Origin of the sequence: Bradyrhizobium cenepequi (genome assembly GCF_020329485.1) — a bacterium.
GTDB classification, from domain to species: Bacteria; Pseudomonadota; Alphaproteobacteria; order Rhizobiales; family Xanthobacteraceae; genus Bradyrhizobium; species Bradyrhizobium cenepequi.
Map to the genome: position 1 here is coordinate 123,637 of NZ_JAGKJI010000006.1, position 12,591 is coordinate 136,227.

At 65.7% G+C, this 12,591-nt stretch carries 7 protein-coding genes; all 7 read right to left on the reverse strand.

Annotated elements, in window-relative coordinates; all coding sequences use genetic code 11:
* Nucleotides 1–17: 17 nt before the first annotated feature.
* Nucleotides 18–338 carry a thioredoxin gene (gene trxA, locus J6497_RS10085; RefSeq protein ID WP_027580982.1) on the reverse strand — a complete coding sequence of 107 codons (321 nt, stop codon included), beginning with the start codon at nt 336–338 and terminating at the stop codon, nt 18–20.
* 65 nt (nt 339–403) lie between these two features.
* On the reverse strand, nt 404–3,925 hold the full coding sequence (addA, locus tag J6497_RS10090; RefSeq protein WP_225704106.1) for a double-strand break repair helicase AddA: 3,522 nt from the start codon (nt 3,923–3,925) through the stop codon (nt 404–406).
* Entirely contained in the window at nt 3,919–7,065 is a 3,147-nt protein-coding gene (gene addB / locus J6497_RS10095; protein WP_225704107.1) for a double-strand break repair protein AddB, read from the reverse strand. Before addB ends, addA begins: the two co-directional genes overlap by 7 nt.
* A 201-nt stretch (nt 7,066–7,266) precedes the next feature.
* A complete protein-coding gene (locus tag J6497_RS10100; protein WP_225704108.1) occupies nt 7,267–7,989 on the reverse strand; it encodes a nucleotidyltransferase family protein in 723 nt (240 codons plus the stop codon).
* A 139-nt stretch (nt 7,990–8,128) separates the two neighbouring features.
* Nucleotides 8,129–8,449: a PilZ domain-containing protein gene (locus tag J6497_RS10105; protein WP_225704193.1), complete on the reverse strand. Its 321-nt coding sequence runs from the start codon at nt 8,447–8,449 to the stop codon at nt 8,129–8,131.
* Nucleotides 8,450–8,531: 82 nt separating this feature from the next.
* Nucleotides 8,532–10,055 (reverse strand): tRNA (adenosine(37)-N6)-threonylcarbamoyltransferase complex ATPase subunit type 1 TsaE, encoded by a 1,524-nt coding sequence (tsaE, locus tag J6497_RS10110; RefSeq protein ID WP_225704109.1) that lies wholly within the window; start codon nt 10,053–10,055, stop codon nt 8,532–8,534.
* On the reverse strand, nt 10,052–12,571 hold the full coding sequence (locus tag J6497_RS10115) for a PAS domain-containing sensor histidine kinase (RefSeq protein ID WP_225704110.1): 2,520 nt from the start codon (nt 12,569–12,571) through the stop codon (nt 10,052–10,054). Before J6497_RS10115 ends, tsaE begins: the two co-directional genes overlap by 4 nt.
* Nucleotides 12,572–12,591: the final 20 nt, after the last annotated feature.

Below are 12,591 nucleotides of genomic sequence, written 5' to 3' on the forward strand. Positions count from 1 at the left end.
CCAAGGAAACTGCCGAATCAGACCGCAGCGGAAATCCACTGCTGCAGCTTCGCCTTCGGCGCCGCACCGACCTGGCGCGAGGCCATCTCGCCACCCTTGAAGATCATCAAGGTCGGGATCGACATCACGCCGTATTTGGAAGCCGTCTTCGGGCTCTCGTCGACGTTGAGCTTCACGATCTTAACCTTGTCGCCCATCGAACCCGCGATCTCGTCCAGTGCGGGAGCGATCATGCGGCAGGGGCCGCACCATTCGGCCCAGAAATCGACCACGACAGGCCCGGTCGCGTTGAGCACTTCGGCTTCGAAATTGGCGTCAGAGACCTTGCCCACTGCCATGGGATACCTCGTTCGGTTGGAAGAAAAGGGCGCGACTGAGTCGCGCCCGGGATCATACGTCAAACCTATGAACGCGCCCCTGCCGGGTCAAGCTCGGTCACGCCAGCACGATGGGATGCCAGCTCCCTGTCCAGCGCGGAGACGGAAATCTCCATCAATTCAGTAGTTTCGGTCCAGAGCAGGGCGGCGCGGACGGATCGCCCAGGATAAAGCTTGCGCAGCACGGCCCGGTAGAGCGCCAGCTGCCGGACATAGCCCCGCGGTGCCTTGGCCGCAGTTTTCGGCGGGGCGTGGTTGGTCTTGAAATCGACGATCAGGACTTCCTCTCCTGTCACCACCAGCCGGTCGATCTGGCCGGATACCAGCGCCGGCGCCTGCCCGGGCTGCTCCAGCCGACCGACAATGGAGACTTCCGCGCGGCTTCCGGCGGCGAACACGGCTGCGAAGCGTGGATCGGCGATCAGGGCCAGCACGCTTTCCGCCAGCGCTCCACGCTCCTGCTCGGTCCAATCCTCGGCGTTGCGTTCGAGATAGGAGAGTGCTGCGCCGCGCCGGCGCTCGGGTGCGATATCCGGCAGCGACTGCAACAGCCGGTGCACCAACGTGCCGCGCTGGATGGCACGGGCGCGCTGGGTGAGCTGTTCGCCGCTGCGGACGCGGCGGCTGTCGTCGGTCGGGTCGGACGGCCGCAGCAGGCTGTCGGCGGCGAGTTCAGCCGGCGCCGGCCGCTGCAGCCAGGACGGCAGCTCGATCGGCTGCAGCGCTGCCGAGGCAGCGAGGCCGGTCGCAGCATCGGCGTCCTGTGGCCGGAAATAGCGCTTCACCAGACCCGCGGGGGTCTCGATCTCCTGCAAGCTGAGGCCGGAATTGGCGAGGCCCTTGTCGATCAGATCATACCAGCAGGAATTCCGGACCTTCTTCATGTTGCCGGGCATGCAGCCGCCAACGATCAGCCGATCGGCGGCGCGAGTCATCGCGACATAGAGCAGGCGGCGATATTCGTCCTCCGTCTCTTCCAGCATCGCCTCGCGCGCCTTGGCGACGGGACAGGGATCCTCGGCCTTGCGGCCGGCCCAGACCACGACGCCGGGCGCGTGCGACGCGCTATTATCCTGCGGCAGATGGATCAGCCGCAGGCGCTGGGTATCCGAAGGCGAGGTGGTGGTGTCCACCAGGAATACGACGGAGGCTTCCAGCCCCTTGGCGCCATGCACGGTCATCACGCGCACCTCGTCGCGCGAAATTTCCATGTCGCGCTTCACCTCGGTGTCGGCCGCGCGGAGCCACGCCATAAAGCCCTGCAGCGAGCTCGGTGCCTTGCGCTCATAGGCCAGTGCGAGCTCGAGGAATTCATCGAGCGCGTCGTTGGCCTCGTGGCCGAGCCGGCGCAGGAAGCGCGCCCGCCCGCCATCGCCGCCGAGCAGCCAGGCGTAGAAGGCGAACGGGGCCGAATCGGCAAACCGCCGCTCGCATCGCTCAAGCCGTCTCACCGCGGCCGCGAGGCGCTCGTCGGTCGCAGCATGCTGTGTCAGCGCCTGGCGCAGCGATCCCTTGCGATCCCAGGCCAGCTTGAACAGATCGTCATCGTCAAGACCGAACAGCGGGCTCTTCAGCGCGACCGCCAGCGCCAGATCGTCCTGCGGCAACAGCAGTGCGTCCGCGAGGTTCATCAGGTCGATGATCGCGATGTGCTCGGTCAGCTTCAATCGGTCGGCGCCGGCGACCGGGATATTAGCGTGCTTCAGCGCCTGGATCACCGCGTCGAACGCGTTGCCGCGCCTTCGCACCAACACCAGGACATCGCCGTAAGTGAGCGGCCGGCGGTTGCCGTGGCTGCCGGTCATCGTGCCACTTTCCACCAGCCGCCTGATCTCGGCCTGGATGCGCTTTGCCAGCTTGACTTCCGGGCTGGTGACGGAGACGCCATCGAACGGCGCGCGCCAGCCTTCGATGTCCTGCCTGTCGTCGGCCTCCGCGAGCTCCCAGAGCTCAATCAGGCTGGGGCCGGCGTCGGCGAGCGCATTGTGGAGCGGATAACCGTTCTCGACCGCATGGATGCTGCGATAGATCTCCTGCTCGCGGAAGACGTGGTCGACCGATTGCAGGATCACGGGTCCCGAACGGAACGAATAGGTGAAGGAGACCGGATCGAATTTCAGCCCGGCATCCTCGAACTTCTTCTTCAGCTCGCGGCGGCGCAGGTCGAATTCATGCGGGGCCGCACCCTGGAACGAGAAGATCGACTGCTTCTCGTCGCCGACCGCGAACACGGTGCGCGTAACGCCATCGCGCGCGCCGGCACCGGAAGTGAATTCAGAGATGATGTGGGCGACGATGTCCCATTGCTTCGGGCTGGTATCCTGCGCCTCGTCGATCAGAACATGATCGACGCCACGGTCGAGCTTGTAATGCACCCAGCCGGAGGAAACGCGGTCGAGCATCTCCAATGTCTTGCCGATGAGGTCATCATAGTCGAGCAGCCCGCGCTCCAACTTCTCGCGGCGGTAGTTCGCGGCCGCCGCGGTTGCGATGTGCAGCAGCGCCTCGGTGCGGTCGCGGATCGTCACGGCGCGGCGGCGCTCGATCAGCGGATGGATGCGCTGGCTTTCCGCCTCGAACAGCCGCCCGATGGCGGGATTGTTGTCGCAGAATTTCTTCGTCACCACCGACTTGCGCGGCGTGCGGTCGGCATCGGTAAGGAAGACGCCGAGATAGGCGTCGACCTGCGCGCTGCCGGTGAAGACCAGCGCCTCACGCAAGCGCGCCGCCTGGTCCTGGTCGGACTTGTTGCCGGTGTCGAGGACGAGCGCGACGTCTTCCCAGCGCGCACGTGGCAGATAGGGGCCATCGAGGATCTCGCGCTCGACGTCTTCGATCGAGTTGGCGGCAACGCCAAGCGCTGCGGACATCTGGCCGGCGGCTGCTTCCGCGCTGCCCGCTGCATCGGTCCAGGCCATGAAATAATCGCGGCTGAGGCACGCCTCGCGCACCACGTCCTTGAAGGTGACGTCGGCGGCGCTCGCCATTGCCACCATCAAGGCACGCCCGGTCGCGCTGTCCGGATTGCGGGAGGCCTCCAGCAGCACGGCGAGATTGGCGCGCTCCATCATCTCGTTCTGATCGCGCTCGTCGAGCACGGCAAACCGCGCCGGCACATTGGCCTCGAATGGGAACTGCTGCAGCAGGCGTGTGCACAGCGCGTGGATGGTCTGCACCTTCAGCCCGCCCGGCGTCTCCAGCGCGCAGGCGAACAGCTTACGCGCTTCCCTCCGCAGCTTTGCATTGGGATGTGCAATGCCGGCTTCGCGGATCGCCGCATCCAGTGCCGCATCGTCGAGCGTGACCCAGTGGCCGAGCGTGGAGAATACCCGCTCGGCCATGTTGGCCGCGGCCGCCTTGGTGAAGGTGATGCAGAGGATCTTTTCGGGCGGTGTACCCTCGAGCAGCAGCCTGATCACGCGCTGCACCAGCACGTGGGTCTTACCCGAACCGGCATTGGCGGACACGAAGGCGGACGCCTTGGGATCGGACGCGCGCGCCTGCGTGGCGCGCACCGCGTCGGGAATGGGACGGGGCGCTTTCACCATTCCTCCACTCCCAGGCCGCCGGCGGCCGACCATTCCTTGATGCGGGCGAGGTCGTCATAGGTGCCGTAGCGATTGGCCCACATCGAGAGATTCAGCGAGGTGTAGGCCTGGTTCTCGTCCTCGAACTGGCGGATCAGTTTTTCCAGCTCCCGCCGCGCGTGGTCGGCGGCATCGTCGGGCGATTGCGGCGTGTCGCCCGGCTTGATCTTCAATTCCAGCGTCCGCTGCTCGCCCGGCGGGTTGTTGCCGCTCAGCCTGACATAGGTGAGCTCGCCGACGGATGCGGCGGCGGGAATGCCCTCAAAGCTGCCCTCGCGCAGGATCGCGGCTTCCAGCGTGAGCTGCGGCGACAGTCCCATGCGCACCTGTTTTCCCGTCGGCGGCTGCCCGGTCTTGTAGTCGAGGATCGCGAACGAGCCGTCGCGGTGGCGCTCGATGCGGTCGGCGCGCGCCGAAAGCGTGAAGGTGCGCGCGTTATCGAGGGGGATGCCGATCTCGCCACGGATCTCGGCGTCGATGGCCGCGATATCGCCGCGCCGCACGGTCTCCCATTCGGCGAACCAGGTCGCGATCCGCTGGAAGCGCGGCCACCACAGCGCCCGCGCTTCCGGGCGTTCCATCAGCGGCGCGAAGTGTTTGCCGCCGATCTCGCGCAGCGCGCGAAGCGGATCGTCCGGCAAGCCGGCGGCGAAGCTTTCCGTGAATTCGCCGAGAGCTGCGTGGATCGCCGAGCCGCGGTCGGCGGCCGATAGCGGCATGTCGACCGGATCGAGCGGGTCGAGCTTCAGGATATATCTTGCGTAGATCGTGTAGGGATCGCGCAGCCAGTCCTCGATCGCGGTTACCGACATTCTGAGCGGCCTGGTCGCAAGCGGCGGCTTTGGTGCGGGCTGCGCGATCGGCTCGACCTTCTCCGGCCGGTCGAGTTCGGCGGCGTAATGGACGTATTTCTCGCCTAGTGCCGTCGCGGCCTTCCAGCGCGCCTCGCCCGCGACCGCCTCAAACCGGTGCAGGAAGCGCGAGGCCACGGCCGGCGCTCCGCCGACCTTGGCCGAGTGGCTGAGGATCACATCGCCAGTGCCGAGCAGTTGCGCGAAGTCATGCGCGGAAAGACCGATACGCCGTTCCGGCAAATCGAGGCCGAGCTCGTGCCGCATCGGTCGGCTCAGCCAGGGATCGATTCGCGGTGCCGGCGGCCAGACGCCTTCGACGAGCCCGCCGAGGATCACGCGGTCGGTCTCCGTCAGTCGCGCTTCGAGCTGACCGAAAATGTGGAGTTGCGCGCGCGGCGATTCCGCACGGCGCACCATTCTGTCAGCAAACGCGGTCTGGAAGACGTCGGGATAATCGGCGAGCGGGACCATCACGCCGCTCAGCTTTTTTGCGCCGAGGAGATCATCAAATGCGGATGCGAGCACCGAGCCTGCCTGCTCCTCGAAGGCGACGGCGACGCCGTGCTGGTCGCAGGACAAGGCGGTGAGCGCCTCGCGATGCCGCAGTGCCAGCTCGACAAAATCGTAAGGCTTGGACGCGCCGAGGCTTTCGAGCGGTGCAAGCGTGGCCCTCAGCTTTGATATCAGCGACTGTGCCTGGTCGAGCTCGACATCGCGGAGCCGGGTCCGCTGTTCGAGAGCATGCAGCGATGAGGTCTCGCCGCAGCGGAGCTTGGCGAGTTCGCCGCGGAAGCGTTCGAAGTCGCGGGCAAGGCCTTCGCTGCCCGCTTGCGGCCGCGTGCCGCGTAAGAGCGCCAGCTCCAATACTTCGGTCGCGCGCCGGTGGGCGCCGGGCGCGGCACCGAGCCGGAACAGCGGATGCTTCAACAGCGCGAGCAGCGTCGGCGGCTCCAGTCCCTTGGTCGCAGCTTCCGCGGTGAGGCGGGCGAAAATGCCCGATGGCGTGTCCATCAGCGCCTCACCGCCGGAATCGTCGAATTCGAGATTCCAGCGCGTCAGTGCCGCCATCACCCGCCGCGCCAAAGCGCGGTCCGGCGTTACCAGCGCGGCGGACTTATTGAGATGCCGCGCCTCGCGCATCGCAATGGCGATGGCGAGCGCTTCCATCTCCGGGTTCGGCGCTTCCACGACGGCGATGCCATGCATGCCCGCGGAAATCTTCTCGGCGACGTCGGGCTGTTCCAGCCGCTCGTGCCATTGCGCCGTGGCGCGGGATGGCCGCATCGCTTCCGACATCAGCACTTCACGCCCGTGCGGTGCCGGCTCACCTAGAATCTCCACCTCGTCACGCTTGATGCCGAAGCGATCGAGCAGCGCGTGCATGGCGAATTGCGGATGGTTCGACGCGGGCGGCGTGGTGAATTTGCCCTTGGCATCCCGCATGCCGCCGATCGTCTCCCAGGACTCGTCGTCAAGATCGGTATCGAGCCCGGGCAGCACGACCGCGCCGTGCGGCAGCTTGGCCACTGCGTGGAGAAACTTGGCGGTCGTCGGCATCGAACCAGTCGAGCCTGCCGCTATCACGGGACCATCAGGCTGCGCGGTCAGGCGCACGGCTTCGGCCGTGATCAAGAGGTCGCGCCGCGCCGCTGGTTCGATGCGGCCGACCTCGGCGAGATAGGCCGGCCACGCCTGGCGCGCGATCCGCAGGAAATCCAGCGAATGCTGCCAATACTGGTCAAGCTGGTCGGGAACGAGTTTATCGAGCGCGCTCCACGCGACGCCGCGCGTCACCATGTCGTCCATCAGGCGCGCGAGATCGCCGGCCAGCTGCAGTGTCGATGCAGGGCCGCCGACCACCTGCGGCGAGGTCACCGGACTCTTGGCCCAGGCCGCGACCAGCTTCGCCAGCGTCAGCCGGCGCTCGAGCTCGCTGAGCTTGGGCGGAATCTCCAGCGGTGCTGCGCCGCTGAATTGCTCCGCTTCTTCCGCGAAAGCGAGTTCATCCTCATCGATGTCGCCAAGCGCTATGATGCGCGGCAGCACGGCGGCATCCGTGTTCAGGACATCGAGGAAGATCTCCCGCGCGAGCCGGCCCGCGCGCCGCGTCGGCAGATAGAGCGTCGCGCCCGCCAGCCTTTCGGGATTGCCGCGCGCGTCGAATCCCGTCACCAGACGACCGTCGACCAAGGCGGCGATGACGGTACGCAGGAACGGGACGGAGAGGGGAACGCTGAAAACGCGCATGAGGAGCCTGATTCGGAATCAAGCCTAATATAAGCGGCGATTCCCCAATGGTCATGCGCGGTCAACCGCTACTCACCGGTCATCACCCGCGAAAGCGGGTGATCCAGTATTCCAGAGATGGCGGTGCTTAAGCCGAGAGGCTGCGGCGTACTGGATGCCCCGCATGCGCGGGGCATGACGGACGATTGCGGCTGGCGCGGATCAGGCCACGCTTTCCAGGAATGCTTCTTCCGCGGCGTGCACGGCGTCGGGAGTTCCGACATGCATCCAGACACCGTCGAGCCTGAGGCCGAACAGCCGTTCCTGCTCGTTGGCGCGGTCGAACAGCTTGGTCAGCGAGAACTCGCCCGCAGGGGCGTCCGCAAAGATCGACGGCGACATGATCGCGGCGCCGGCATAGACGAACGGCACCACCTGCTGTTCCCGCCGCTTGCGGAGTGCACCATCCGGCAGCATGGAATAATCGCCGCGGCCGCTATAGCCGATGCTGCTTGCGGTCGGCGCCATCAGAAGCAGGATATCCATTCTGGCGAGGTCGAAGGTCTCCGCGAGCCGCGCCAGGTTCGGCCGCACGCCATCGATCCACATCGTGTCGGCATTGAGGTGGAAGAACGGCTCAGGCCCGAGCAGCGGCAACGCCTTCACGACCGCGCCGCCGGTACCCAGCACCTTGTCGCGCTCGTCCGAGATGATTACGCGCGGTTGCTTTCGCGTTTTGACGTGCTCGATGATCTGGTCGGGCAGATAGTGCACATTGACCACGGCCTCGCTGACGCCGGCAGCGGCGAGCTTGTCCAGGACATGATCGAGCAGCGGCTGGCCCGCCACGCTCACCAGCGGCTTCGGCATATGGTCGGTCAAAGGCCGCATGCGCAGGCCGAGACCGGCGGCTAGGACCATGGCTTTATGGGGGCTGACGGGCATTCTTCCGTGCTCTCGAACCGTTCAAATCACAGCGCGCAATCCTATCACGCCGATTCGGGGCGCGCATGGGGTCGACGCGATAGTCGCCGGACATGACGGCCGTGCGACGGGGAAGAAAATACGTCAAAAACAACGATCTTCAGGCGTCGGCGGGTTGCGAGCCGCGCTTGGCCGCCCTCTTCTTTTTGTCGCCCTGCTTGAGGAAATTGACCCCGATCTGGTCGCCATTGACCCAGGACAATTCGCAGCGGCGATAGGCGAGTCCGGTCGATGACAACAGCAGGAAAAACTCCTTCAGGTGCAGTCCCTCCACCGAGCCCTCGACCGTCAGCTTGGCGCCGGTCTCGGAAACGTCCTCCATGGTGCAATCGCGCCGCCAGGTGCCGTCGATTCCCATCATATGCGCGGGAATGCCGCGTTCGAAGGTGACACGCTCGCCGCGTTGCCGTTCTGTCTTCATCGCCAATTTAGACCCTTAACCAAGCCGCCCTGCATCCAGAGCGTGTGTCAGACTAGGGCGGCTCAGGCTAACAGGCGGTAAATCAGCCAACTGGCGGCGGGACGTGCGCCTCGTACCATTTGCGCAGGCCGGCCAGCGCCGGGTGGGCCAGTGAACGAGTGAGGTAGGTCCAGATCCGCGGCTGATGCTTGAGATAGTGCGGCTTGCCGTCGCGCCCGTTGAGCCGCGCAAAGGTCCCGAGCAGGCGCGTGTTACGCTGCGCCGACATGATCGCGTAGAGCTCGGCGAAGCTGGCCGCATCGAAATGCTCCTCGGCGGCCCGCCGGGCCTTGATGTAGCGCGACAGCAGCGTGAGCTCGAGCGATTCGGGCACGTCGATCCGCGCGTCCTGCAACAAGGACACCAGGTCATAGGTGGCAGGCCCCAGCACGGCGTCCTGGAAATCGATCAGGCCGACCCGCAGGATTCCGGTGCGCTCGCCGAGCCAGATCAGATTGGGCGAGTGGAAGTCGCGCAGCACCCAGGTCCGCGGCGCGGCGGCCGGCTTCTCCAGGAGCGCTCGCCACATAGGGTAAAACTCGTCGCGCAGGTCGGAAGCAAGCGTGACTCCGCGGTCCGGCAAGTACCATTCGATTATCAGCCCGATTTCGACGAGCCACGCATCGATGTCGAAGATGGGGATCTCGTAGTTCAGCTGCGGCGTCAGCGGCAGCACCTCCGGCAGCTTCTCCCGATGCAGCGCCGCCAGCATGTCGGTCGCGGTTTCGTAGCGCTCGGTGATCGGTGCCGGCGGATCGCCTTCGATGAAGCCTTCCTTGCCGAAATCCTCGGTGATCAGGAATCCCAGATCGAGGTCGAAATGACGGATCGCGGGTGCGGAGAAGCCATGGTCACGCAGGCCGTTGTCGATCGCGACGAACGGCTTGACGTCCTCGGCGAGATGGACGGCCGCGCTGTAGGACTTGCCGTCATAGATCGCCGGCCCGTCGGGCCGGCGCGGCGAATTCATCAGGATGACGCTGCCATTGTCGTCGAATAGCCGGGCGTAGGAGCGGGTCGAGGCGTCACCCGGCATGCGCTCGCGCCGCGCGTCCGCATAGCCGGCGTTGTCGAGGAATTGGCGCAGCGCCTTCAGCCGGGTGACGACGGCGGCAGCCTTGCCGCGGCCGGTGATCTCGGCCGCGCGCGCGGTCGATCCCAGCGCCGGCCGGTGGCTCAGTGCGATATCGATGCGATCCGGCGGCAGGGCATCCGGCGCGCGCTCCGGCCATTCGATCAGAGCTACCGCGCCTTCGGGCAAGGGCGACAGCCCGATCTCCTCGAGCTCGCTCGCGTCATTGATGCGATAGAGATCGGCATGGATCAGCGGAAATGCCGGCAGCTCGTAGCTTTGCGACAGCGTAAACGTCGGGCTGGGCACTTCCAGCGTATCGTCGGTTGCGAGATAGCGGATCAGCGCGCGGGCGGCTGCGGTCTTGCCGGCGCCGAGATCGCCGGAGAGCGCGATGACTTCGCCAGGGCCGATCAGCAGCGCGAGATCGGCCATCAGATGCGCGGTCGCGGCCTCATTGGCGAGTGCGACCGAGAATGTGCTGGTGACAATCATTCGGCGGCGTTGCGATGCGCGTTCTGGTCGACCGGAAAGACGCAAATGACGGTCGTGCCTTTGCCGACCGTCGAATCGACGCGGACCTTGCCGCCATGCAACTCGACGAAGGAGCGCACCAGCGACAGGCCGAGGCCGGCGCCGCGGTGCCGCGAGCCATGGGAATGGCTCTCGAACCAGTTGAATACCTTGTCCTTGACCTCAGGCGCGATGCCCGGCCCGGTGTCGGTCACCGCGAATACGACACTGTGCTCGGCGCGTCGCGCGCTGATCGTGACCGTCCCGTCATGCGGGGAGAAGCCGACGGCGTTGGCGAGCAGGTTATAGAGCACCTGCACGACGCGTCGTTCATCGCCGATGAATTCGCCGATATTGGGCTCGATATCGACCTTGAGCGTGATCCGGTCGGTCGCGAGGCGATCCTGAATGCCTTCGGCGGCGGCCTCGATCGTCTTGCCGATATCGACGGAGCCGAGCTCGAGCGTCATCGCGCCGGCATCGATGGTGGCGAGATCGAGGATGTTGTTGGTGAGCGCGAGCAATGCGTTGGTCGATTTGGTGACGTAGTCGAGATATTCGGCCTGCTTCTGGTTGAGCGGTCCGGTCGCGGGATCAGAGAGGAAATGCGCAAAGCCGATGATGGTGGTGAGCGGCGCGCGCAGTTCATAGGATACGTGGTGGACGAAGTCGACCTTCATCTGGTCGGCTGCTTCGAGCGCCTCGTTGCGCTCGCGCAGCGCGCGTTCGACATTTTCGGTGTCGGTGATGTCCTGGAACGTCAGCATGGTCGCGCCATCGGGCAGCGGCATGGTCGTGCAATGAAGCACGCTGCCATCCTTGCGCTCCAGCTTCAGCGCGACCTGGGCGCGGTTCTCGATCGCGGTGATCGCCTCGCGCAGCGCCCGCCAGACGATCGGATCGTCAAACAGCGGCTTGCACAGCGCTTCGACGGTCTCGATGTGCGGCTGCTCGCGCAGCGCATCCGCCGGCAGCTTCCACATCTTCTCGAATGCCGGGTTGAACAGTTTCACTCGGCCGTTGCTGCCGAACACCGCAACCGCCTCGTTCAGATTATCGAGCGTTTCGTGCTGAACCCGGATCAGGCCGTCAAAGCGACGCGCCAGATCGAGGCTTTCGGTGACGTTGTCGAAGAGATAGGTGACACCGCCTTCGAGGTTCGGCGTGGTGACGACGCTGACAGCGCGGCCGTCGGGCAGGAACCAGGTGTAGTTCTCCGGTTCAACCGCGCGATAGGCTTCGTGGAGCTTGGCTTTCCAGGCGCGGAAATCCGGCTGCTCCGGCAGTTTGCGGGCAGCGCGCAGCCGATCGAGGATGCTGGAGTCGTCGGGATTGCTATCGAGGAACGCCTGATCGAGGTTCCAGAGGCGACGGTAGGATTCGTTGTAGAAGGCGAGCCGCCGGTCGGCGCCGAACACGGCCACGCCCGAAGAGAGCTGGTCGAGGGTGCGGCGATGCGCTTCCGCCATCCGGGTGAGCGCAGCGCGAAGGGCGGCGACTTCGCTGGCATCGATGGCGATGCCGGCGCTCCCGCCGACAAGCTTCAGTGCCTGGACGTCGTAGATCCGCCGCTCGCCGCCGACCACGATCGGCAATCGCGCGGTATAGGTCGAATATTCGTGCAGCGCCTTGGCCATCTCGATCCGCTGGTCGTTCTCCAGGAGTTCGAGATTGCGGGTGATCGCATCCGCGATGCTTGCGCCCTCGGTCGCCCGCAGATAGGCCGTGTTGGCATAGCGCAGATCGTCCTGTGCATTCTTGGCCCAGATCGGCCAGGGCGCGGCGGCGGCGAAATCGCGCAGCAGCTCGGTCTCCTCCTGCAACATCTTGTAGCGCAGATTGGCTTCAGCCAGTTCGCGGCGCAAGCCGCCAAGCTCACGCATCCGCACGATGGCTTGGCCGCCGATGGCGCGACCCATCGCCTCGATCGCACGGCCGTTCGAGGTGGTGAGGTTGAGCAGAAATCCTTGGCCGGCCTCGCGCAGCGCGTCGACCGCGTGGTCCATCTGCAACGCCGGTTCCGGCGGCAGCCAGGTTCCGAACGCCAGCACGCGCTGGGGCAAGTTCTGCGTCGCCTCCTGCGAGGTCAGCAATGCGATATCGCCACTGATCTCGGGGCGGTTGTCGCCGGCCGCCCAGGAAATCAGGACCTGCGGTTCCGCAAACAGCAAAGCGCGCAGGCGATCGGATTGGGCCTGCAGGCCGGCGATCTCGGCGCGCAGACGTCGCTCGCTCCGGCTCGCGCGAGCGCGCGTGCGCATCAAGAGGATCGCGGCGACCACGGAAAAGCCCAGCAATGCCAGCGCTGCTGTGAAGAGCACGAATTCCTGATGATCGAGGTCGAACCATGCCGAGATCACCGGCTCGAACAGCCAGTCGCCGGCGCGCGCCGATCCGGTGGACAGCGTCAGTGTGGCGGCGAGCGCAATCAGGCCGTCGCGCGCCAGTGAGGTGCACGACAGCAGGGTTCGACGCATTGCGGCGACCACGCCAGACATAATTTGCCCCAGAACGCACG

What these genes read in the sequence shown, in the direction of transcription:
- addB (WP_225704107.1), bottom strand. Translation starts at nt 7,065, where the DNA reads ATGCGCGTTTTCAGCGTTCCCCTCTCCGTCCCGTTCCTGCGTACCGTC.
- addA (WP_225704106.1), bottom strand. Translation starts at nt 3,925, where the DNA reads ATGGTGAAAGCGCCCCGTCCCATTCCCGACGCGGTGCGCGCCACGCAG.
- trxA (WP_027580982.1), bottom strand. Translation starts at nt 338, where the DNA reads ATGGCAGTGGGCAAGGTCTCTGACGCCAATTTCGAAGCCGAAGTGCTC.
- J6497_RS10115 (WP_225704110.1), bottom strand. Translation starts at nt 12,571, where the DNA reads ATGTCTGGCGTGGTCGCCGCAATGCGTCGAACCCTGCTGTCGTGCACC.
- J6497_RS10100 (WP_225704108.1), bottom strand. Translation starts at nt 7,989, where the DNA reads ATGCCCGTCAGCCCCCATAAAGCCATGGTCCTAGCCGCCGGTCTCGGC.
- J6497_RS10105 (WP_225704193.1), bottom strand. Translation starts at nt 8,449, where the DNA reads ATGAAGACAGAACGGCAACGCGGCGAGCGTGTCACCTTCGAACGCGGC.
- tsaE (WP_225704109.1), bottom strand. Translation starts at nt 10,055, where the DNA reads ATGATTGTCACCAGCACATTCTCGGTCGCACTCGCCAATGAGGCCGCG.